We start from the raw sequence: 26721 nt of genomic DNA, 5'->3' as shown, positions 1-26721 counted from the left end.
GTTTTCCCCTCGTCCGGACCCACCCGGGGTCCATCACCCTGTGTGTTTCACTCATACCCATGTCGAACCTGGTTCAGACACCCCACTGAGCGATAACTTCCCGCAATCGTACAGCTATGGTTGCCGCCGGACCCGGTTCGATCATCTGGTTGTGTTCACAGTCGACTTCGGTGACTCGGATGTCGCCTTGTACAAACCTTCGCCATTCGGCCACGTCGTGTCCGTTCTCCGTAGATCTTCCGGCTACGAAGAACTCGATGGCCCCAAGATGGACAGGCGGTTGGTGCCGATTCGTCAATTCGACGGAGTGGGAGTAACCGCGACTGATCCGCGCTAGATGCTCCGCTTCGATTCCGATTCCGGCGCCCAGGGTCTGCTCCAGCAATTCCGCCGCTTCTTCGAAGGTTTCGACGGTCTCGGATCCCGCCGGCATCGCGAGCCCGGCCAGTAGTTCGGAGACCGAGAGTTCCGCGGGCTGATCGGAATCCGACGACGGATAGCTGTCGAGGATCGACAAAGTCACGTCACGTCCGCTCCGAGTGAGACTGTGCGCCACGGCGTGTGCGATGACGCCGCCGAGCGACCAGCCGGCCAGATGGATCGGGCCGGTCGATGCCACGGCTGCAATGCGATTCGCGTAGTCGTCGGCGAGTTCGGTCAGCGAGTCGAAGCTGGGTCCTCCGCTCAGGGACGGTAGCTGAAGACCGTATACGGGTTGATCCAGCTCGAGGTGCTTGACGAATTCTGCATAACCCCAGGACAATCCGATACCCGGATGGACGAAGAACAGTGGTGCTCGATCGGATCCGGCGCGCAGCGTGATCATCGGGGCGAGCAGATCCGAAGAATCGTCCGGAGAGTGTGCGTCCATTCCGTCGGCCGCCCGGGCGACACCGGCCGGTGTCGGATCCAGGAAAAGCGACTGCAACGGCACTCGCATCCCGAGGCGCTTCTCGAGTTCGATGGTTATTCGAGTGGCGACGATCGACGTTCCTCCCAGTTCGAAGAAGTCGTCGTCGACGCCGATGTGCTCGTGACCGAGCACGGTCTCGAAGATGTCGACGACCGTTCGTTCGGTGTCGTTGGTCGGCGGCGCGTACGGGACTGTACGACGCTCGAAGCTCGGCGTCGGCAGTGCTTTACGGTCCAGCTTGCCGACCGGTGTCACCGGAATTCGGTCGACGACGACAATCGCGCCGGGAACCATGTGCGCAGGCAGGCGAGAAGACAGGTGGCGGCGAAGCTCCCAGTCGTCGACGGTCTGTCCTTCCACAGGCTGGATGTAGGAGGCGATCATCGTCTCCCCCGACGGTGCTTCGTGCCCAAGTGTTGCGGCGAAGTAGACGGATGGGTGTGCCATCAGGACTGAGTCGATTTCGCCCAGCTCGATGCGGAATCCGCGGACCTTGATCTGGAAGTCGCTGCGGCCGAGGTATTCGAGTGTGCTGTCGGAGCGCCAGCGCACCAGGTCGCCTGTGCGGTACATCCGCTGGCCGGGTTCGCCGAACGGATCGGCGACAAATCGGTCGGCGGTGAGGTCGGGACGATTGTGGTACCCGCGGGCGAGTCCGGGGCCGGTCACGTACAGCTCCCCGATGACTCCCACTGGCACGGGCTTGAGGTGCCCGTCGAGGACCAGGCCGGCAAAGCCGATGGCCGGTCGGCCGATGTTGATGTCCTTGCCCGGCCGCATGGGTTCACTGACGCTGGCCTGGATGGTGGATTCGGTAGGTCCGTATCCGTTGAACATGCGGCGGTCTCGGCCCCAGATGTCCACGAGTTCGGGTGGGCAGGCTTCGCCACCGACTGCGAGCACGCGGAGTTCTGGCAGCGCGGAGCTTTCGATGGAGCTGAGCGCGGTCGGCGTGATGAACGCGTGTGAGACGTGTTCGTCGGCAAAGATTTCGGCCAACTCGGATCCGCCGAAGACCGTGGGTGGGATGACGACCAGGCAGGCTCCGCTGCCGAACGCCATCATGAGTTCGAAGACCGAGGCGTCGAAGCTCGGTGAAGCCAAGTGAGAGATACGCGAATAGGGCTGGACGTTGAATCTCTGATGTTCCTCGGCGTTGAGGTTGGACAAACCGAGGTGGGTGACGATGACGCCCTTCGGCTTCCCGGTTGAACCCGAGGTGTAGATCAGGTACGCGGGATGCCCGTGATGCAAGGGGATCGTGCGGTCGAGGTCGGTGATCGCGGCGGCGCTCTGGCCGTCGATCTCGTCGACGGTCTGCGCTTCATCGAGGACCATCCACTCGACCGTGTCGGGAAGTTGACTGCGGTGAGCGTCGTCGGTGATGCCGAGTACGGCCCGCGAATCGTCGAGCATGTGGTTGATGCGATCGTCTGGATAGTTCGGGTCGACCGGCAAGAATGCTGCTCCGGTTTTCGTGACCGCCCAGATGGCGACGATCTCCGCCGTGGACCGCGGCAGACCCAGCGCCACAAAATCTTCGGGTCCGACACCGCGCCGGCACAACGCTCGAGCCAGCTTCGTCGATTCCTCGTCGAGCTCGCGGTAGGTCATCGACCCCTCGCGACTCGAGAGAGCTGGAGCATCCGGGTTCGAGGCGACTGCCTCGGCGAGGATCTCCGGCCACACCTGCACGCGAGTCGCTGCTGCACCGGATGCCGGCACCAGGGCTGCTGTTTCGTCGGCGGCGAGGATGCCGATGTCGGCGATACGTGTTGCGGGTTCGCGTCCGACAGTGTCGAGGATCAGACGCAGGCGGTCGGCAAAGCGCCGAATGGTGGCGGGTTCGAAGAGATCGGTTGCGAAGTCGAAGGCAGCGGACATCCCGGCCGGGGCGCCGGACTCGTCGAACTTCTCGTCGACGATCAGTTCGAGATCTTCCTTCGCGTATTCGGTTTCCACGGTGAGGCCTTCGATATCGAGGCCGGGCAAGTGGAAATGCGCTGGCTCGTTGTTCTGAAGCTCGAGGGCGACCTGGAACAACGGTGAGTACGACGTGGATCGGGTCGGATTGATGACGTCCACGAGCCGTTCGAATGGCAGATCCGAGTTCTGGAATGCGGCCAGATCGATTTCCCGGATGTGTTCCACCAGTTCGGCAAACGTGATGTCGGGGTCGACGCCGGTGCGCAGGACCAGCGTGTTGACGAACATTCCGACGAGATGGTCGAGCGCTGCCTGACCGCGGCCGGCGATCGGTGTGCCGATGGTGACCTCTTCGGCGCCCGACAGTTTCGACATCAGCACGGCCAGTGCGCCGTGCAGAGCCATGAACATCGTGACGCCGTTTGCCCTGGTGAGGTCCGCGAGGGCGCGGTGGGTGTTGGCGTCGATGTCGAAGGTGAATCGGTCACCGTGGAAGGTCTGTTGTACGGGCCGCGGGTGGTCGGTGGGCAGTGCGATGACGTCGTCGAGGCCGGCGAGTTGCTCACTCCAGTAGCGCAATTGGCGACTGATGACGGATTCCGGATCGTCTTCCGATCCGAGGACGCGGTGCTGCCACAACGTGAAGTCCGCGTACTGCACTTCGAGTGGCGCCCAGGTGGGTTCGGTTCCTGCCGTGCGCGCCAGGTAGGCCGTCATCACGTCGCGTGCGAGCGGCGCCATCGACGAACCGTCGGCGCAGATGTGATGGACCACGACAAACAGAATGTGAACGGGTTCATCGGTGTCGAGGCGGAAGAGCGCGACGCGCAGCGGCAGGTCCACCGACACGTCGAAGCCGGTCGTGGCGAGTCGTCGCATGCGCTCTGCGAGTTCGTGCTCTCCCAACGTCATTTCACGGACCGGCGGTACGGCCTCGTCGGCGGTGAGCACTTTCTGAATCGGATCGCCGCCGACGGCGGGGAACACCGTCCGCAGGGTTTCGTGCCGCTCGACGACGTCGGCGATCGCCTGTTGCATGGCGGTGACGTCGAGGTCACCGGTGAGGCGAACAGCTAGTGGGATGTTGTACGCGGCTGAGCGTGTGTCGAACTGGTTCAGGAACCACATGCGCTTCTGCGCCAACGAGAGCGGGACGTTACCGTCGCGCTCCATGGGAGTGAGCGGCACAGTGCCGACGGCAGTGACAGCGTCGGAAAGCCGTTCGGCGAGCTGAGCTGTCGTCGGTGCCTCGAAGAGCACGCGCACCCCGACGTCGATGTTCAGTGCGGAGTTGAGCCGCGAGACCACACGAGTGGCGATCAGCGAGTTGCCGCCGAGTTCGAAGAAGTTGTCGTCGACGCCTACCTGCTCGACGCCGAGTACATCGATGAAGGCGTCGGCGATCCGACGCTCGAGGCTGGTGCCGGGAGCCCGGAATTCCACGCCGGTTCCGGTGAACTCCGGGGTCGGTAACGCTTTTCGATCGAGCTTGCCGACCGCGGTGCGCGGTAGCTCGTCGACGATCATGATGCTGGCCGGAACCATGTGCGAGGGAACACGTCCGGCGAGGTGCGCGGTGATCTCTGCGCCGGTCAGCGTCGATCCTTCCTCGACGGTGAGGTAAGACGCGAGAACGGTTGCGCCGGCCGGTCCGTCGACGCCGAGTGTCACGCAGTTCGTGACACTTGCCATTGCAGTGATCTGGGCGTCCACCTCACCGAGTTCGATACGGAATCCGCGAATCTTGACCTGGAAGTCGCTGCGCCCGACGTACTCGATGGTGTGATCGCTTCGCCAGGAGGCGATGTCACCGGTGCGGTACATCCGGTCGCCTGGCTTGCCGAAGGGGTCGGCGACAAATCGCTCGCTGGTCAAGCCGGGACGCCGGTGGTATCCGCGAGCCAGGCCGATGCCGGCGATGTACAGCTCGCCGGGAGCTCCGACGGGCACCGGTTGCAGGCGCGAATCGAGGATCACCTCGTGCACACCGCGGATCGGGCCACCGATCGTGATGGGTGCACCCACTGTCATGGGTTCGCTGATGTCTGCCATGACGGTTGTCTCGGTGGGGCCGTAGGCGTTGACGAATTCCCGCCCGGGTGCCCACAGACCGACGAGGTGCGGTGGCAGAGCCTCTCCCCCGACGACGACGTGCCGGAATTCGTCCAGGCCGGCCGGATCGACGGTGGCGAGTGCCGCCGTGGTGACGAACGCGTGAGTGACGTGTTCGCGGCGGATCAGACTTGCCAGTTCGGCGCCGCCGTAGATGTCGGTCGGGACGATCACCATGGTTGCTCCGACACCGAATGCCTGCAGGTACTCGAAGATGGCTCCGTCGAAGCTGGGGGTGGCGAAGTGCAGGGTCCGAGAGTGGTGATCGGCGTGGAATCGACGTTGCTGATCGAGCGCGAAGCTGTCGAGTCCGGTGTGGGTGACGACAACTCCCTTGGGTCGGCCGGTGGATCCCGAGGTGTAGACCACGTAGGCGGCGTTGTCCATGACCACCGGTGCAAGCCGTTCGTCCTGGGCGATCGGCAGCGTGCAGCTTGTGGCGACGTCGTCGTCGAATGCTTCCTCTCCGAGCACCAACCAGGACACGATGGGTGGCAATGTGTCGATGGCGTCGACGACGGTCAACCCGAACAACACCTCGGAGTCGCTGAGCATGTGTTCGATTCGGTCGGCCGGATAGGTGGGGTCGACGGGGACGAACGCTGCGCCGGTCTTGGCCACTGCCCACACCGCGAGTACTGATTCGACGGATCTTTCGATGCCGATGGCCACCGACGTCTCGGGCCCGGCGCCGCGGCGGATCATGGCTCTGGCCAACTGGTTCGAGCGTCGGTCCAGTTCGATGTAGGTCATGGAACGGCTGCCGGCCGAGAGCGCGATGCGGTCGGGATATGTGGCGGAGACGTCGGCGAGTATTTCCGGGAGCGTACGAGCGGAGCGACCCGGGGATCCGAAGACCGGCGCAAGATCACGGCTCTCGAACTCCGTGAGAACCTGCAGGCGGGCCAGCGGCTGATCCGGCGCCGACGCCAGCTGCTCGAGGACGATGCCCACGCGCTCGGTGATCTTCGCGACTTCGCGGGCGGAGAAGTGCGTCGGCAAGTACTCCATCTTCAGGTTCAGCGTGTCACTTTCCGACGCGACAACGGCAATCGGATAGTGCGCCGAGTCGCGTCCGTCGATGCCGAGGACGTGCATTCCCGCGATGTCGGTTTCGGCGGTCAGGGCTGCCTCGTCGACGGGATACGACTCGAATACCGTCAGGGTGTCGAATGAACCGGCGGCGCCCACTGCTCCCGCGATGTCCGACAGTCCGATGTGGTGGTGGTCGAGTAGTGACGCTTGCTCGGATTGGACGCGAATGGCCAGTTCCGCGAGGGTTTCTCGGGCGTCGAGGCGGATTCGCACGGGCACTGTGTTGATGAACAGGCCGACAATCGATTCCACACCGGACACCTGTGGTGGGCGTCCGGAAACGGTTCCACCGAAGACGACGTCGTCGCGGCCGAGGAGTTCGGCGAGCACGATTCCCCAGGCCACTTGGACCAGGGTCGCCATGGTCAATCCGCGGCTTCGCGCGAACGCCCGAAGGGTCTCGGCTCGTTCGGTCGGCAGCGAGTACGAGTGAATGTCACTGGCAACGGTTTCGGCGGCGGTGCTCGCTTGCGAGAGTTGGGTGGATGAGTCCACTCCTCGTAGCGCTTCCTGCCAGGCTCGCAGAGAAGAGTCGGGGTGCTGCTTCGAGATCCAGGTGAGGTAGTCGCGATACGACTGAACTCTGGGCAGAATCTCGGGGTCGCCGTCGGTTGCGTAGAGAGTGAGCAGGTCGCGAAGTAACAGCGGGGTTGACCAGCCGTCGAGCAGGATGTGGTGGTTCGTCACGACGAAGCGTGCTGTGTCCGGTCCGAATCGTACGAGCATGAACCGGATCAGGGGTGCTGTTTCCATATCGAAACGCTGAGCGCGATCACGCTCGAGCAGCTGAGCGAACGCGACTTCACTGTCCTCGGTCCCGGACAGGTCGATCTCGGCCCAGCCGATCTCGACACCGGAACGGATTACCTGCAGCGCCCGCCCTCCCGGCGCGGAGGCAAATCCCGCGCGCAAGCTCGGATGACGATCAACCAAGGCCTGCGCGGCGCGACGCAGGCGCGGTGCCTCCACCCGGCCCCCGAGCTCGAGGGTCAGTTGCACCATGTACGGATCGATTTCCGTTTCGTCGAACTGGGCGTGGAAGAGCATGCCCGACTGCAGCGGTGACAGTGACCAGATATCGGTCAGGTCGGGGAACCTACGCTCGAGCTGTTCGATGCTCTGCTGATCCACGGTGACGAGATCGAGATCGGTGGGCGTGAGCTCGCGCTCGGAGTGTTCGTCCACGTATTCACTCAACGAGCCGAGTGCTCGGGACCAGAGTTCCGCCAGTTCCGTGACTTCGGCTTCGCTGAGGATGCCGCGGGGGAAGGACCACGTAGCGCGCAGAATCGGACCGTGCGCGGTGTCGGTGGTGACGGCATTGATGTCGAGCACCGACGCGGCGGCAAGATCTCCGCTGTGCGCTTCGTCGAGCGTCACTTCCGAGATCGGCAGCCACGGCACCTCGCCGTGCTCGGGGTCCGAGCCGGCAAAACGTCCGAGGTAGTTGAACGAGATCTCAGGTGTGGGCAACTCCTGTAGTTCGTCGTTTCGGTCGAGGTACTTGAGCATCCCGAACCCGATGCCGTTGTCCGGCAGACCGAGCAGCGTTTCCTTGACGACTTTCACAGCGGAGGCCGCGGTTGATCCCCCGGACAGTGCATCGACGACATTGAGTCCGGTGAGATCGATCCGGACGGGGAACAAGGTGGTGAACCAACCGACTGTGCGCGAGAGGTCTGCGCCAGGCGCTGCGTTCTCCTCGCGCCCGTGTCCCTCGAGATTGACGAGCACTTCCCCGCTGCGCTGTCCGCGCGATCGACGCCAGGCGGTGACGGCAATCGCGAGAGCAGCAAGCAGCCCGTCGTTCACCGAGCCTCCGAAATGTCGTGGCACCGCCGAGATGATGTTCTCGGTCACCGAGGTCGGTACGTCGACGCTGACGCGGTCGACGGTGGCTCCGACGTCGACCGCGGGGTCTAGCCCGCGCGTTCCGAGCATTGGTTCGTCGGTCCGCATCCTCGACCACAGGTCGATCTCGTCGCGTCGATCTGCGGCGGTCTCGGCGAGCGCTGTCGCCCAGCGACGTATCGACGTTCCGCCGGGCGGAAGAATCGGTGTTTCGCCGTCGAACGCCGACGCATATGCCGTGACCAGGCCGGGGACCAGCATTCGCCAGGACACACCGTCGACCGCGAGGTGATGAAGTACCAGGAGCAACCGTCCCGCCTCAGGCCGGTTGCCGTTCGCGCTGACCGGATCCAACCAGACTGCGCTGATCATCTTGCCGTGCTCGGGATCGAGTCGGCTGGATGCGTCCTGCATCGCGGCTTCTGCCGCGCGCAGGAATTCTTCGCCGCCGGTGGACACGATGGGGGTTCGGTGCAAGATGTCGGAGGCTGCGACGGTGCCGGGTTCGCTGATCTCGAGTTGGTGAGTCGCGGCCTCCAGACGTGCCCGCAGTACGTCGTGGCGGTCGAGGATCGTTTGTAGTGCGCGCTCCAGCGCGGGGCCGGACACATCCGCGGGCAGTGCGATCAGCGCGCTCTGGCTGTAACTGCGGATCGTGCTCAGGTCACCGCGACTGCGTTCGACGAGCCACTCCATGATCGGTGTGAGCGGTAGCGGGCCGGCTCCCCCGCCGGGTAGCTCGGTGAGAACCGGTGCGGTTTCCGATGATTCGATGAGGAGGACCTTGGTGAGGCCGGCCACGGTTTTCGCTTCGAAGACGTCCCGCGGAGTGAAGATGAGGCCTGCGGACTTCGCCCGTGAGACGAGTTGGATCGACATGATCGAATCGCCGCCGAGGCCGAAGAAGGAATCGTCCACTCCGATACCGCCCCGCCCCAGAACCTCTCCGAAGAGGTCCGCGAGGACCGCTTCGGTGGCGGTGGCTGGTGCCCGCGTCGCCTCGGTTGTTCCCGTCACGGTGAAGTCCGGAGCCGGGAGGCTGCGTCGGTCGAGCTTTCCGTTGACCGTCAGCGGAAGTGATTCGAGGACGACGATCGCGGTGGGCACCATGTACTCCGCGAGTTCGGCGGCGACGAAGTCGGTCACCGTCGCTGAATCGACGGTATTGTCTGTTTCGGCGACCACGTACCCGACGATCCGCGGTGACGCTCCCTCTGTGCGAACAAGTGCTACCGAGGCAGCGACGCCGGGGCAGCGGAGCATTGCGGCTTCGATCTCTCCGAGTTCGATGCGGAAACCACGCACCTTCACCTGGAAATCACTGCGGCCCACGTACTCCAACTGCCCCGCGTCGTTCCACCTCGCCAGGTCCCCGCTCCGATACATTCGATCCCCCGAACTACCGAATGGATCGGGAAGGAACCGCACCGAAGTCAATGCGGGTTTCCCGAGGTATCCCCGAGTCACCTGGTCACCGGCGACGTACATTTCGCCGACAACACCTGGTGGCACCAGGTTCAGTCGCCGATCGAGTACGTAGACGGACAATCCTGGTACTGCTCGCCCGATGATGCTCGCCGACGCGTGCTCGCTGTCGTTGCGGTCGAGCGCGATTCGACTGACGTGCACTGTCGTCTCGGTGATCCCGTACATGTTGACCAGCGTCGGCGCCGTGTCGGCCCGCCGGTCGTACCACTTGCGCAATTGCCCGAGATCGAGCGCTTCTCCACCGAAGACGACGTAGCGCAGTGCAAGGTCGGGACCGGTGCCGTTCGGTGAGTACGCACGGTCGGCTTCGGCGAGTTGGTAGAAGGCGGTGGGTGTTTGGTTCAGCACCGTCACTCGCTCACGGCGGAGCAGTTCGTGGAACATGTCCGGCGATCTGGTCGTGTAGTAGTCGACGACGACCAACCGGCCACCGTGCAGCAGCGGCCCCCACAGCTCCCAGACGGAGAAGTCGAATGCGTACGAGTGGAACATCGTCCACACGTCCGTGTTGTCGAACCCGAATGTCGGGGAGGTGTTGTCCATCAGAGTCAGGACGTTTCGGTGGCTGACCTGGACACCTTTGGGGCGCCCTGTGGATCCGGAGGTGTAGATGATGTACGCGATCGCGTCGGGCAGAAGTGGTGTCGTCCGGTCCGCGTCGGTGATGCGATGTGGCGCGGAGTGATCGAGGCGTACCGCGATCTCCGGCGATCCGAGTTCGACGATGTCGATGCCGGATTCGATGATCTCCGAAGGTAGGTCGCTTCGGAAGTCTCCGGTCGTGACCAGGCATACCGGCCGCGCGTCGTCGAAGAGGAATCGCATGCGCTCGGCCGGGTAGGTGATGTCGACCGGCAGGTATGCCGCCCCGGTTTTGATGACGGCGACGAGGGCGAGCACGAGATCGGTGGTTCTGGGCATCGCAACGGCCACCACGGATTCCGGACCGATACCGCGGCCGATCAGGAGCCGCGCCAGGCGGTTCGCGCGCCCGTCCAGTTCGGCGTACGTCATGGCGCCGTCGCTGTCGTTGACCGCGGTCGACGACGGATGTGCTGCAACAGCTTCGAAGAATCGGTCCGCGATGTTGTCGGCCGGAGCCGGTTCGGCGTGAGCGTTCCACTCGGTTAGCATCTGTCGACGCTCGCCGGCGCCCACGACGTCGATGTCACCGGTAGGAGTCGACGGCTCTCGGGAGACCGCCTCGAGGAGGGTGAGCAGTCTGCGCGAGAACGACTCGATCAATCCATCGTCGAACAGGTCTGTGGCGTAGATGAATTCGGCGTCGATTCCATCCGCTCCGCCATCCGCGTCGTAACGCTCGGTGACCGAGAGTTGCAGATCGAACTTGGCGACGGGTAGGTCGAACTCGACTCCCGAGACCGACAGACCTGGCAGTTCGAGTTGCGGTAGCGCGTTGTTACGGAACTCGATGAGGATCTGGAACAACGGAGTGTGCGACGTCGAGCGTTCCGGGGCGAGTGCGTCGACCAACCTTTCGAAGGGCAAGTCGGTGTGTTGGAACGCGCCGAGGTCGCCTTCGCGAACCTGGGCGAGTACGTCCTCGAACGACGCGTCGGGCGTGATCTGTGTCCGCAGCACAAGAGTGTTGACGAACATTCCGACCAGGTGATCGAGTTCGGCCTCGCCGCGCCCGGCGACAGGTGTACCGATGGCGATGTCCTCGGTACCGGCCAGGCGTGCCGCAAGTACCGCCAGTGCTGCGTGCATGACCATGAACATGGTGCTGCCGTGCTCGCGGGCCAGATCGGTCAGCGCCCGATGGGACTGCGGCGATACCGCGAACCGGTGAACAGAGCCGACCATGGACGGCTTTGCCGGACGTGGGAACGACGTCGGCAGGGCGATCGGCTCGCCCAGTCCCGCGAGTCGGTCCTTCCAGTAATCGAGCTGACGGGTCAGAGCCGAGTCCGGATCTTCCTCGGAGCCGAGCACTTCGTGCTGCCACACAGCGAAGTCGCCGTACTGCACGGCCAGTTCCGACCAGCTCGGCGCACTGCCGGCGCTGCGGGCCGCATAGGCCGCTGCCACGTCCGCTGCCAGGGGGTTCATCGAGAACCCGTCGGCGACGATGTGGTGGACGACGATCACGAGTACGTGCCTGCGCTCGTCCCCGTCGACGCGCAGGACCGCGCAGCGGATCGGAACTTCGGCCGAGGCGTCGAAGCCGGCCGAGGCCAGCTCGAGGATTCGATCGGACACTCTGGCAGCAGTGACGATTTCCGGCTCCAGGATCGGCATGACCTCGTCGCTGGACATCACCTGCTGCACCGGCTGTCCGTCGATCGAGGGGAACTTCGTCCGCAAGCTCTCGTGGCGACCCAATACGTCCGCTACCGCGGCCTGCAATGCGGCGAAGTCCAGATCGCCGTCGAGGCGCACTGCCAGGGGAACGTTGTAGGCCGGCGAGGTCACGTCGAACTGGTTGAGGAACCACATCCGCTTCTGTGCCAATGACACGGGCAGTGGATCCGGGCGAGATCGCCGAGTCAACGGTGGTCTGGGGTTCTCGCCGCGGCCGACACTCTCCGCCAGACGAGACAGCTGCCGAACTGTCGGAGACTCGAACAATCCTCGGACGCCGATGTCGGTGCCGAGAAGTGCGTTGACGCGGGCGATGACGCGGGTCGCGGTCAGTGAGTTTCCGCCGATGTCGAAGAAGTGAGTGTCGATACCGATCGGGGACACTCCGAGCACGTCCTCGAAAACGCCCACCACCAGCCGTTCGAGCTCGGTCGCCGGCGCAGCGAGTGTTTCGGGATCGGTGTCGAAGCGAGGCGCCGGAAGAGCAGCCCGATCGACCTTGCCGACGCCGGTCAGTGGTAGCTCGTCGAGCACGACGACGCTCGCTGGCACCATGTGTGCCGGCAGTAGCTCCCGTGCCGCCGCCCGGATGTCCTCGGCGCTCACCGGGCATTCGTCGTCGCAGACGACATATGCCGCCAAGGCCTGCTCGTCGGAGGGTCCGCGCACCGCCAATGTGACCGCGTACTCCACACCGGGCAGCTGACCCAACGCCGTGTCGACCTCGCCGAGTTCGATACGGAACCCGCGGATCTTGACCTGGAAGTCGCTGCGTCCGAGGTACTCGATGGTGCGGTCACTGCGCCAGCGCACCACGTCTCCGGTGCGGTACATCCGCTCCCCCGGCTCGCCGTACGGGTTGGCGACAAATCGTTCGCTCGTCAGCGGTGAACGCCCGTGATAGCCGCGCGCGAGTCCAACTCCGGCGACATACAGTTCGCCGGGAACTCCGACGGACACCGGTTGAAGTCTGCGATCGAGGACGACCTCGCTGAAGCCGCGGTTCGGCGGCCCGAGATAGACCTTCTCACCGGCTGGAATGGGGTCACTGAGGTTGCAGGAGATGGTGGTTTCGGTGGGTCCGTAGACGTTGACGAACGATCTTCCCGGCGCCCAGGTGCGCACCAGGTCCGCCGAGGGAGCCTCGCCACCCACCGTGATGGTGGTCAGATCGTCGAGTCCCTCGGGATCCACCGACGTCAGCGCTGCGGGCGTGATGAACGCGTGAGTGACATGTCCCTCTCGGAGAACGTCGGCCAGTTCGGTTCCTCCGTAGACGGTGGTGGGAGCTACGACCAGTTCGCCGCCGACGGCGAAGGCGAGCAGATACTCGAGAACGGAGGCGTCGAAACTCGGCGAGGCGAAATGCAGTGCGCGTGAATTCTCCGTGAGACCGTAGCGATGACGCTGTTCGTCGGCGAAGTTCTCGAGACCGGTGTGCGTGACGACGACACCCTTGGGCCGGCCGGTCGAGCCCGAGGTGTAGATGAGGTAGGCAGTGTTCTCCAGCCGCGGGGTTCCCCGGCGCTCGTCTTCGCGTAGCGGTGACGTGGACACTCCGGAGAGCCGAGTGGCGTTCTCCGGGTCGTCGAGTTCGAGCCACTTCGTTGCGCCACCGCCGGCCGGTGCGTGTGCAGCCGTGGTCATTCCGAGCGATGATGCCGAGTCCTCGAGCATGAACGAGATCCGGTCACTCGGGTAGCGAGGATCGATCGGCACGAAGGCGGCGCCGGTCTTGGTGATCGCCCAGACCGCTGCGACGGATTCGAAGGACCGTTCCACACAGATCGCCACCCGTGAGTCCGGGCCCGCGCCTTCCGAGATGAGCACGCGCGCCCACTGATTCGACGCCTCGTCCAGCTCTCGATAGGTCATCTTTCTGTCACCACAGGACAGTGCGACCCGTTCGGGGAATCTGCTCGCGGTGTCCGAAAAGATGCGATCGAGTGTCCTTACCGAGCGGCCTTGCCGGCCGCGCGCGGGAACCAATTGCTGCACTTGCGAATCCGGCATCAAACGCAGTTTCGCCAGCGGAAGATCCGGTTGTGCGGTGATCAGTTCGAGGGTGCGGAGCAGCCGGTCCGCGATCGCGTCGATGTCGTGATCGCCCAGGACTCCCGGGAAATACTCGAATTTGAGCCGCAGTCGCCCGTCTGCCGCAGAGGCAACGATCGCGAGTGGATAGTGCGCGGCATCCTCGGCGTCGTGGACGTCGAGAACGTGCATTCCGGCGATGTCGGTGCCGGAGGAGAGTCCACCGCGGTCAACGGGATACGACTCGAACACAGTCAGCGTGTCGAACGATGCAGCGGCCCCCACTGCCGAAGTGATGTGCGAAAGCCCCACATGATGGTGATCGGACAACCGCGCCTGTTCCGCTTGGACACGAACGCACAGCGCTGCCAGTGACTCTCGCGGGTCAAGGCGAACTCGGACGGGGACAGTGTTGATGAACAAACCCACCATCGACTCGACGCCGGACACCTGGGGTGGTCGGCCGGAGACGGTTCCACCGAAGACGACGTCGTCGCGGCCGAGGAGTTCGGCGAGCACGATTCCCCAGGCCACCTGGATCAAGGAGGCTGTCGTCAGGCCACGGGAGCGGACGAATCCACGCAGAAGTTCCGTCTCACGTTCTCCGAGGGCTGTGGTGGTCGAGCGTGAGGTCGCGCCGTCCTCGTCGACGGCGTGAGTTCCGGTCAGCAGCGTCGGGTCGTCGAGTCCGCGGAGTGCTTCGCCCCAGGCTTCGATCGACTCGCTGTCGTCGCGAGTGCTGATCCAGCTCAGATAGTCCCGGTAGGGGTGCACGCGTGGGATGGCACTGTGATCACTGTCGGTGGCGTAGAGCGTCAGTAGGTCACGGACCAGCAGCGGCATCGACCATCCGTCGAGGAGGATGTGGTGGTTGGTCAGGATCAACCGATACGCGTCGTCTCCGGTTCGCAGAAGCAGGAACCGCAGCAGGGGCGGCGTGGCCATGTCGAAGCCTCGCACCCGATCCGCATGGAGGAGCTCGCGTATCTCGGTTGCCTGTTCGGTGGGGGCCAACGGAGAGATGTCGATCTCGGTCCACGGCACGTCCACGTCGGCGCTGATCACCTGCACCGATCGCCCACCGGTGTCGGTCGTGAACGCAGCTCGCAGGTTCTCATGACGGTCGAGCAACGCCTGTGCGGCGCGGTGCAACCTGGACGCGTCGACGCCGTCGAGTTCGAGTGCGAGTTGGACGGTGTACGCGTCGACTGTGTGTTCGGCGTAGCGGGCGTGGAAGAGCAGTCCGGATTGCAGCGGTGAAAGGGACCAGACGTCGGTCAGTGTCGGGAACTCGCGCTCGAGGTGGTCGATGGACTCCTGGTCCAGTTCGATCAGGTCGATGTCCGACGGTGTGAGTCCCCCGCGTTCGCTGTGTTCGGCGTAGGTGGCCAGAGCGCGCAACGACTGCACCCAGAGTTCGGCGATGGCGCGAGCATCGCGCTCTGCCAGCACGCCGGTGGGATAGGCGATAGTGGCACCGATGTGCGGTGCACCCGAGATTTCGGTGGTGACGACATTGACGTCCAGGACCGAACCCACGGGCATCTCGGACCGAGCTGCCGCTTCCAGATCGACGTCGCGGGCCAGCGCCCAGTCCCCCAGCGACTCTCCTGCCTCGGTGCCGGAAAAACGACCGAGATAGTTGAACGAGATCTGCGGTTGACGGAGATCTTCCAGTTCCGCTCGGCCCACCTCGTCGAGATAACGCAGAACTCCGTACCCGATGCCGCTGTCCGGAACTCCCAACAGTTCTTCCTTGACCCGCTTGAGAACCACCGCTGCCTCGGGGCCGCTGCTCAACACGTTCGAGATGTCGATGTCGGCGAGGTCGATTCGCATCGGGAAGACACTGGTGAACCAGCCGACGGTGTGCAGGACGTCCGCACCGGGCACCACGTGAGCCTCGCGTCCGTGACCTTCCATCGAGACGAGCACGTTGCCGGTTCGTATGCCCTGTGCCTGCCTCCACTGCGTCAGTGCCAGCGCGAGAGCAGCAACGAGACCGTCGTTGACGGATCCACCGAAGAGCGCGGGAAGCGTGGTCAGGACTGTGTCGGACAGTTCGACGGGCACGTCGGCGACAACTCGGCCGACCGAATCGAACGTGTCGAGCCGCGGGTCCAGCGGCCGGGTTCCGATCAGGGGGTCGTCACCTTCGAGGATCGAACGCCACCGGGGCAATTCGACTCTTCGATCGGGCGCGATGTCACGGAGCGCATGCGACCAACGACGAACCGACGTGCCCGAATACGACGGCTCCGGCTCCTCGCCGGCGTCGATCCGGTGGAAAGCGGACGCAAGTTCCGGTACGAGCACGCGCCAGGACACGCCGTCCACCGCGAGGTGGTGGATCACCAGGAGCAACCGGCCGGTGTTGCGTACGCCGGACAACCAGACGACCCGCACCATCTCGCCCCGGACGGGGTCGAGTTCTCGACGTGCATCACCCAGGGCAGCGACGATCGCCGCGTCGAACACTGCGGTGCCCGGCTCGGCCTCGACCTCGACTACCCGGCAGATGTCCTCGGCTGCAACAGATCCCGGATCGCCGACTATGAGCCCGCGCTCGCCGTCGAGTTCGAGGCGCGCGCGAAGGATGTCGTGACGATCGAGAACGACTTGAAGCGCTGCGGTCAACTGCTCCACACTGCGAAGGCCGTGCGGCGCATTGAGAAGGGTCGCTTGGGAGAACGAATCGAGCCCCTGGAGATCGGAGCCGAGCCGGTCGAGCCACCACTGTGCCACCGGCAACAACGGCACGTGGCCGACGCCGCCTCCGGGAAGTTCCTCGAGCACCTCGGGTTCGTCGTCCTTGGTCGATGCCAGCAAAACCGCAAGACCGGCGACCGATTTCACCTCGAAGACGTCACGCGGGGTGAACACGAGCCCGGCGTCGCGGGCACGGGCGACGAGCTGAATCGACATGATCGAATCGCCGCCCATCGAGAAGAACGAGTCGTCGACTCCCACCGATTCGACACCGAGGACATCGACGAACAAGGCGGCCAGCGTGCGCTCGGTATCGGATTCAGCAGCCCGCGAGCGCGCTTGGGTTGCTCGCAGGTCGGGAACCGGCAGGGCTCGGCGGTCGAGCTTTCCGTTGGCAGTCATCGGCAGTTCGTCGAGAACGACCACCGCCGCAGGAACCATGTACGGGGCCAGAGCCGAGCCCGCGAACGCGATGACGGCCTCGGGATCCACAGTCTGAGCATCGTTGGCGGGCACGACGTATCCGACGATTCGCGCGGCGCCTCCGTCACGTTCGAGCGTGGTCACCACGGAATGCGCGACCCCGGGATAGCGAGCCAGAACTGCTTCGATCTCGCCGAGTTCGATGCGGAACCCGCGGATCTTGACCTGGAAATCACCTCGGCCCTGGTACTCGAGTTCGCCGTTCTTGTTCCACCTGGCGAGGTCGCCGGTGCGGTACATCCGTGTGCCCGCACTGCCCGCGGGATTGGGCACGAAACGTTCGGCGGTGGTGCCGGCGCGGTTGCGGTAACCGCGGGCGAGTCCGTCGCCACTGACGTACAGCTCCCCCGTCACTCCGACCGGGACGCGGTGCAGGCGATTGTCGAGGACCCACGCAGTGATGCCTGTCGACGGGCGACCGATCGTCACTCGATCGGCCGGGGACATCGGCTCGGTGATGCTGGCGACGACCGTCGATTCGGTCGGTCCGTAGGCATTGATCATGATCCGGTGATCACTGACCCAGGCGGCGACGAGATCGGGCGGGCAGACGTCGCCACCGGTTCCGATGCAAACCAGCTCGTTCAGTTCGCTCGGATCGACCGTGGCCAGAGCGGCCGGGGTGATGAAGGCGTGCGTGACGTGCTGATCGGCGATCAGGCTCGTCAGTTCGGTTCCGCCGATGATGCTCGGTGGAGCGATGACCATCGTGGCCCCGACACCAACGGCCATCAGGAGTTCGAGAATCGAGGCGTCGAAGCTCGGTGAGCTGAAATGCAGCGTGCGCGAGGTCGATTCCACCCCGAATCGAGTACGTTCCTGTTCGGCGAGTGCCGAAAGCCCACGGTGAGTGACCATGACACCTTTGGGGACGCCGGTGGAACCGGAGGTGTAGATGACATAGGCGGGATTGTCCAGAGACACCGTCCCCGCCAGTTCCGAGGCCTCCAGCCGCTGATCTCCGAACTGTTCGAGGGTTGCCAGTGTCTCGGCCTGATCGAGCAGAACTGCGTCTGCCTCGTCGGGGACGACACCCACATGCTCGGCGGTGGTGAGGACGACGCCCGCTCCCGAGTCGTTGATCATGTGATGTACGCGGTCGACGGGGTACGCCGGGTCGACGGGTACGAATGCGGCGCCGGTCCGGGCAACCGCCCAGATCGCGACCACGGATTCCAGTGAGCGTGGCAATGCCAGGGCGACAACGGATTCCGGACCTGCCCCGCGGCCGATCAACAGTCGTGCAAGCCGATTGGCCCGGCGGTCCAGATCGGAGTACGTCAGATGTCGGTCGCCGAAAATCAGTGCAGTTCTCTGCGGTTCGTCGACGTACTTCCGCTCGAGCAACGTCGAGAAGTGAACCTGGTCGGGAAGTTCCGGTGCAGACACGACGCTGATCGTGTCGGTGTCGACCACGAGATCGATGTCGCCGACCGGCGTGTGCGGTGATTCGGTCACCGCACCAAGGATCCGAACAAGATATCGAGCGAAGCCTTCGACCGTCGACTCGTCGAACAGGGCGCTCGCGTAGGTGAACCCGGCCTCGATTCCCGCCGGCCGGCCGTCGTCGTCGAATGTCTCGGCAAGCGTGAGTTGCAGATCGAAATTCGAAACGGCGGATTCGAGTACGAGGACCTCGACCTCGAGGTCCGTCAGACGAACTGCTGGTCGACTGGTGTTCTTGAACTCCAGCATCACCTGGAACAACGGTGAATGCGAAGTCGACCGCTCCGGAGCGAGCGCATCGACGACGCGCTCGAAGGGGACGTCTGCGTGAGCGAAGGCGTCGAGGTCGGTGCTGCGAACTCTGGCCAACAGATCGGTGAACGAGGCTGCGGGGTCGACATCGGCGCGCAAGACCAACGTTCCGACGAACATACCGACCATCGGATCCAGGAGGGCATTTCCGCGTCCGGCGATCGGTGAGCCGATCGTGATGTCTTCCATGCCGGACAATCTGGCCACGAGCACCGCGTACGCGGCGTGTATCGCCATGAACATACTGCTTCGGTGTTCGATCGCGGTTTCGCTCAGACGACGATGGATGCCGGCATCGATGTCGAATCGAACGACGCGGCCCGAGAGATCCTGTACGCGCGGCCGCGGGCGATCTGCGGGGAGCGCGAGAAGCTCGGGCACACTTGCCAGCTGACGTGTCCAGTACTCGAGCTGGCCGGCGAGGGTGCTCTCCGCTTCGTCTATCCGTCCGAGAGCCCTTTCCTGCCAGATCGCGAAGTCCGCGTACTGGACGGGGAGAGGAGACCAGTCGGGTGCCTCACCTCGATGCCGTGCCGAGTACGCGCTCATCACGTCGAACGCCAACGGTGCCATCGAGAATCCGTCGGCGCAGATGTGATGGACGACCACAGCCAGGACGTGATCTTCTGCGTCGACCTCGATCAGTTCCGCCCTGATCGGTGGAGCCTGCGTCACGTCGAAGCCCCTCGAGGTGACGCGTTCGATCTCCCCGAGTACCGCTTCGGTGCTCGCGCCGACAATCGGTAGCGACCCCAACGCTTCACCGGGTTCCACGATTACCTGCGCCGGCACTCCCTCGATCATGGGAAACAGCGTGCGCAGCGATTCGTGGCGATCGAGCACATCGGTGATCGCGCCTTCCAAGGCCGCAACGTCCAACCGGCCTCTCAGCCTGATCGCTATGGCCACGTTGTACGCCGCGGAGGTGACGTCGAATTGATTGACGAACCACATGCGCTTCTGCGCCAGCGACAGCGGAATCGACTGTGGCCGCGGCAACGCCTCGAGTGGAAGAACGGTTGCTCCCCCTCGCGCCGTTGCGCACTCGACCGCCAACTGCGCAACGGTCGGCGCGTCGAACAACTCTCTGATCGACAGGTTCAACGAGAGTGAATCGTTCACGCGCGCCACGGCGCGGGCAGCGACGAGACTGTTTCCGCCGATCTCGAAGAAGTTGTCGTGAACACCGACGGCCCCGGATTCCAGCAGCTCCTCGAAGATCGCCGCCAACTGTGCTTCGAGCGGTGTTCGCGGCGCCAGATACGTCTGCGAGCTGTCGAAGCTGGGAGCGGGCAGGGCTTTCCGATCGAGCTTGCCGGTCGAGCCGAGCGGAAACACGTCGAGGGCGATGACCACTGCGGGAACCATGTAGGCGGGAAGGAGACCTCTCAACTCGGCGCGCATGCCGTCCGTGTCGATCGAGGTGCCGGTCTCGGCGATGACGTAGCCGACCAAGCTGTCACCGACCACGTCGTCGTGATGGACGAGAGCAGCAGCTTGCGTGACACCGGGCAGCCTGAGCAACGCTGCTTCGACCTCGGCGAGCTCGATGCGCTGGCCGCGGATCTTGACCTGGAAATCGCGTCGACCGACGTAGTCGAGCAGCCCGTCGGCGCGCCACCGGACGACATCACCGGTTCGGTACATCCGGGTGCCAGCCGGGCCGTACGGATCGGCCACGAATCTGTCGGCCGTGAGATCGCTGCGCCCGAGGTATCCACGCGCCAGTTGCACTCCCGCCAGGTACAGCTCGCCGTGAACGCCGACCGGAACGGGATGCAGCCGCCCGTCGAGGACATAGAGCTGGGTGTTCCACACAGGAGCACCGATGGGAACGGTGACGGTCATGTCGGGGGTGAATTCGGCGGCGCTCACGTCGACGGCAGCCTCCGTGGGTCCGTACAGGTTGAACAATCCTGCAGAACTCAGACGGGTGAACGCCTCCGCGGTGGTGGGAGCGAGAGCTTCACCGCTGCAGAACACCTGACGCAGGCTTGCGCACTGCCCGGCAGTCGCGACCGCGACGAATTCCGCGAGCATCGACGGAACGAAGTGCGCCGTCGTGACGCCTTTTTCGGCCATCAACGCCGACAGGTACCCGGGATCACGGTGCCCCTCCGGTTCCGCGATCACCAACTGCGCACCAGTCTGCAGGGGCCAGAACAGTTCCCACACCGAGACGTCGAAGGTCACCGGAGTCTTGTGCAGCACCACGTCCGACGCGTGAAGTGGGTACGCGTCTTGCATCCACAGAAGGCGATTGACGATCGAACGGTGTGATACTGCAACGCCTTTCGGTCGACCGGTCGATCCGGACGTGAAGATCACGTATGCAGCATTGTCCGGGAGGAGGGGTCGGATCCGATCAGCGTCGGTGATCGGCACCGTCGTGGACACGGGACGATCGAGATCGACGTCGACGATCGGGACTCGCGCGGGAAGTGCGCCGTGGTCCTGGGGCCGGCTCAGCACACAGATCGGTGCGGCGATGTCGAAGACGTACGCGATCCGTTCGGCCGGATGGTCGGGGTCCACCGGGACATACGCCGCACCGGCACGGATCACGGCGTGGACCGCGACGAGTAGTTCGGGTGACCGGCGAATCGACACCGCGACGCGCATGTCCGGGCCGACACCGTGGGCGATGAGGGTTCTGGCAAGTTCGCTGACCCTCGCGTCGAACTCCGCATACGTCAGTGTCCGCTCGCCGTAGATGAGCGCGGCCCCCTCGGGCGTCCGGGCTGCCTGCTCCGCCACCAGGTCGGAGAGGGTGGTGATCGGTACGGCGTGTTCGGTGGCATTCCAGCGCTCGAGGACCAGTTCCGCCTCGCCCACAGCTGTGAGATCGACGTCGCCGACGATTGATTCGGGGTCGGCCGCTACCGCGTCGAGGAGCATCGTGAAGCGATCAGCGAGGCCCGACATGGTGTCCGAGTCGAAAAGTTGGCTGGCATAGTTCAACTGGCCGTCGAGATGGTCGCCGCGGTCGGTGAGAATGACCTGAAGATCGAACTTTGCTGCACCCGTGGACAGTTCGTCAACCGTGACGTCGAGCTCGGGCAAGGTGACCTCGGCCGGAGCAGCGCCTTGCATCACCAACATGACCTGGAACAGCGGTGCCTGGCGCTCTGCGAGGGATTCGACGAGCACGTCGTACGGCACTTCGGTGTGCTGCAAGGCCGCCACGTCGACGTCCCGGACGCGGGTGAGAACTTCACCGAAGGTGAGTCCCCCGTCGAGAACCGTCCTCAGCACCACCGTGTTGACGAACATTCCGACGACGTCGTCGAGGGCGCGCTCGCTACGCCCGGCCACCGGGGTGCCGATCGTGATGTCGTTCGCTCCACATTCTCGACTGAGCAGGACGGCCAGCGCGGCGTGGATCACCATGAACACGCTGACGTCGCATCGCGCCGCGATCTCGCCGACCCGGCGGTACGTCGCGGAGTCGATCCGGAAATCGAGATCGCCACCGCGCAGCGAGACACCTGCAGGCCGCGGATGATCCATCGGCAGTTCCGCGAGCTCACCGCGTTCGGCGAGCGTGTGCGACCAGAACCGCAACTGCTCGGCGAGAATCGAATCCGGGTCGGACGCTTCGCCGAGCGCTCCGCGTTGCCATTCGCTGAAATCGCCGTACTGCACTTCGAGCGGCAACCACGCCGGTACACGCCCGCTCGCCCTCGACGCGTACGCGACCATCACGTCACGAGCCAGCGGCGCCATCGACAGGCCGTCCGCTGCAATGTGGTGAACGACGAGGACCAGGGTGTGCTCGCGTTCGTTCACCTCGAGCAGAGTGGCGCGGATCGGCACCGATTCGCTGACGTCGAATCCCGTTCGTGCCAGTTCGCTCGCCCGCGCTGCGGCCGCTGCGGCAGGCACCGTTTCCACCTCGAGATGATCGAACATCTCGTCCACACCGAGAACGTGCTGGACCGGACCACGGGCGCTCTCGGGGAAAACGGTCCGCAAGACCTCGTGCCGAACGATCACGTCCCGCAGTGCGGTGAACAGTGCGTTGACGTCGAGATCGCCGGTCATCGAAACCGCGATCGGAATGTTGTACGCCGGCGAACTCGGATCGAGTTGATTGGTCAGCCACATACGTTGCTGAGCCAGAGATACCGGTATCCGGTCAGGGCGATCGATACGCGTCAGTGCTGGGGCGCGCGTGTTCCGCGAGTCCGCGAGGTCTGCGCGAGCAGCCAGAGCGGAGACGGTCGGCGCCTCGAAGAGGTCGAGAACGCTCAGCGTCGTCCCGAGTGCTCCGTTGACCCTCGACACGACTCGGGTCGCGATCAGCGAGTCACCGCCGAGGTCGAAGAAACTGTCGTCTGCTCCCGCCCTGGTGATGCCGAGCAGATCGCAGAACACTGCAGAAATTCGCTTCTCGGTCGAGGTCTCGGGGGCACGGTATTCGGCCGTGCCGCCAGCCGAATCGATGTCCGGTAATGCTTTCCTGTCGATCTTTCCGGCGGGAGTCAGTGGAATGGAATCGAGTACGACGATCCGCGACGGAACCATGTGCGCTGCCAACGAGGATCCGGCGTGGGCGATCAATTCGGAGTTGTCGATGTGCGTGCCCTCAGCCGCCGTGACGTACGCCGCCAACAGTGTTTCCCCACTCGGGCCCGAAACTCCGGCGGTGACGGCCTGCGCGACGCTCGGATGGCGGCGCAGTACGTCGTCGATCTCGCCGAGTTCGACGCGGAAACCGCGGATCTTGATCTGGAAGTCGCTCCGTCCGAGGTACTCCAGCTCACCCGCGCCGTTCCACCGCGCGAGGTCACCCGTGCGGTACATGCGCTCTCCCGCAACGCCGTTGGGGTCGGCGACGAATCGTTCGGCCGTGATCGTGGCTCGCGCGTGGTATCCACGCGCCAAACCGATACCGCTCACATAGAGTTCGCCGGCGACACCGATCGGCACCGGTTGAAGCCGCGAATCCAGGAGGACGGCCGCGGCGCCGCGCATCGGCTTTCCGATCGTGACGGGAACATCGCTGCTCAGCGGTCCGGTCAGGGTGGCGACGACGGTGGTTTCGGTCGGTCCGTACGCGTTGAACATCGAGCGTCCGTGTGACCACTGATCTACCAGCGCGGGCGAGCAGGCGTCGCCGCCGGTCACGACCACTCGTAGATCCGGTAGGCCGGCGGGATCAACAGTTGCCAGCGCGGCCGGGGTGACGAAAGCGTGTGTCACCCGGCCGACGCGCATCACCTGGGCCAGTTCGTCGCCGCCGTACACGGTGGGCGGCGCTATCACCATCGTCGCCGCGCCGCCGAAGGCAAGGAGAAGTTCGAGTACCGAAGCGTCGAAGCTCGGCGACGAGAAATGCAGGGTGCGGTCGCCTGGTTCGACTCCGAACCTGATTCGTTCTTCGTCGGCGAAGCTGCTCAGCCCGCGGTGACTGACCACGACGCCTTTGGGGACGCCGGTAGATCCCGAGGTGTAGATCAGGTAAGCCGGGTCGTCGTAGCGAACGCGTGAGCGACGTTCGCCATCGTCGAGCGGTGCGTCCGAGCGGTACGCGTTCGGTTCGTCGGTGCGGAATTCGTCCAGAAGCAGCCAGTCCACCGAATCGGCGAGCCCGGCATGGTGCTCCCCCACGCTGATTCCGACAACAGCTCCCGAATCGGTGAGCATGTGCCGAATACGATCCTCGGGGTAGTGCGGATCGATCGGAAGGAAGGCGCCGCCGGTCTTGGCCACTGCCCACGTCGCGGTCACCGATTCGATCGACCTCGACAGTGCAAGGGCGACGTAGGTGCCTGGGCCGACTCCCCTGTTGATCAGTTCGCGGGCGAGTGTGTTCGACTCGGCGTCGAGTTCCCGGTAGCTCACCTCACGATCACCGAAAACGAGCGCCGGGGCATCGGGGTTCACAGCCGCGGCCCGGCTGAGGATATCGGGCAGGGTCAACGGCGCGGACGCGGTCGCTCCCCGTGCCGGCATAAGGAACTCACGCTCGAACTCGTCGAGAAGATCGAGATCTCCGACCGACGTTCGCGGGGCTGCCGCTGCGCCCGCAAGGATCCGCACCAGTCGCGAGAGGAAGGCTTGGACCGTGGATTCGGCGTAGTGCTGCGTGGAGTACGCCACCTCGAGGGCGCCGGTATCCGCGTGGACGTCGATCGCCACATCGAGGCCGGCAATCGTGGTCTCCTGCGAGCCGTCGTTGAGATGGACGTGCAACTCGGGCAGCTCGGGGATACCTGCCGCCGATCGAACCAACAACGTGTCGCGTTCTCGAGCAAGAAAACTCACGAACTCGTCGAACGGCGCCGCCGGATCGACCTCGCAGCGCAGCGGCGAAGTCCCCCACTCGGTCCTCGTTCCGATCAACACGTCACGGCGCTCGGTCGATCTCGACAACAATGCCGCAAATGCCGCGTGGACAACGGCAAAGAGTGAGACATCTTCCGTACGTGCAAGTTCGGCGACCGCGGGATCGAGCGGGAAGCTGAGCCGATTCGTAGTGGTCGGCTCCGATTCTGCGTCGATTCGCTCGAGCCCCAGCGCCGAACCCTCGTCGGAGTCCCCCAGATATCCAGCCCAGAACCTTTCGGTTTCCCTCCGCTGCGCACTGCGTGCCCCGGCCTCGGCGCTTGCCGGATGAATCCGGTTCATCGGCGTACCGGCCGGTGCTGCTGTCAGTTCTGCGACCAACTCGGTGAACGCCCGGTGGTGTTCAACCAGTTCGTCGTGACCGTAGCGATTGGGGTTGCCACGAAAGTCGATCAACGTCTGAGCTGGGTCGCCACTCTGGTACACGTTGACCAGGAGATCCTCGACGGGCCCCGACGTGACGATGTGAAACTCGCCGGTCAGTGATCCCAGTGTTATCTCCTGCCGGAAGAGCATCACATTCATCATCGGACCGGACAGTCGTGCATCGCCGACCGCCAAGCCCGCATCGCGCCTGATGTCTTCGAGACTGCATCGCTGATGACGAAGCGCGCCGAGGAGTTCGAGTTGGACCCGCCCGACCAGATCGTCCACGCTTTCGTCGGGGTCGACGTGGATGTGAAGGGGCGCGACGTTGACCAGCATTCCGCCGGAGCGTTGCAGCGGTGCCGTGGTCCTCGCCGAGACCGGCAGATTTATCAGAACGTCGTCGTAGCCGGTGTTGCGAGACAAATAGCACGCCAGTGCCGAAATCAGCACCGCCGCCGCAGTGGCACCGGAACGCGAATTCCACTCGTCCAAGGCAGCAAGGCTGTTCGCCGACATCGCGGCACTGACGAGTTCGCTACGCGCAGTCGGAGGTCCCTCACGCGTTGCCAACGTAGAACCGTGCTCGACGCCGGACACTCGCTGGGCCCAGTATTCGCGGTCGGCCTCGAACCGACTCGATTCGCGGTACTTCTGATCGAGTTCGGACAGCGTCGTGACGTCGAGCGCCTTGTTTACCGCAGGCTCCCGGCCCTCGACTGCTGCGGTGTAGATCGCGGCAATTCGATTCACTATCGTCATTCCGCTGTATCCGTCGAGAGCAACGTGGTGAATCCTGGTGTACCACAAGTAGTCTCGATCACCAGTTTGGAGAATTGTCATCTCGACGAGACGATCACGCGTCAAGTCGAGCGTCGTCGCGTAATCGTTGTCCATCCACTCCGACGCAGCCTGCCGAGGGTTCTCACGCTCGCGGAAGTCGAAGTAGTCGATACCCGGATCGATCGTGAAGTCCACGATCTGGCACGGCTCACCATCGGGGTACATCAACCGCAGAAATGGCGACTCGAACTCGTGGGCGGCCTCCACTGCAGCGCGGCTGAGCAGTTGCATGTCCAGGTCGCCGTGGAACTCGATGTACTGCGCAATGAAATACGGCACCGTCGGGTGAAGTTGCTGCGCAAACCACATACTGCGCTGCACCGCTGACAGGGGAAACGCCCCTGCCGGCAGGCTTCGCGATCCGGTCAGCGGATCGATCCTCTTGTCGGTATCCATCACGACCACCCCCACACAGCGTTGTGACGATCAGCGCCGGGAACTGTGGCTCGGGGATTGAAGAGAAACAT

The 26721-nt window shown here is 64.3% G+C and carries 1 protein-coding gene; it reads right to left on the bottom strand.

Features of this window, described 5'->3' with window-relative positions; all coding sequences use genetic code 11:
* Positions 1 to 73 precede the first annotated feature (73 nt).
* Entirely contained in the window at positions 74 to 26650 is a 26577-nt protein-coding gene (locus AC1DVN_RS21090) for a non-ribosomal peptide synthase/polyketide synthase (protein ID WP_477994191.1), read from the bottom strand.
* Positions 26651 to 26721 lie beyond the last annotated feature (71 nt).

The sequence above is a fragment of the Rhodococcus sp. P4_E4 genome (assembly GCF_056401575.1).
Note: the sequence above shows the minus strand (reverse complement) of the source record. Positions and strands in the feature narration are given on the sequence as shown.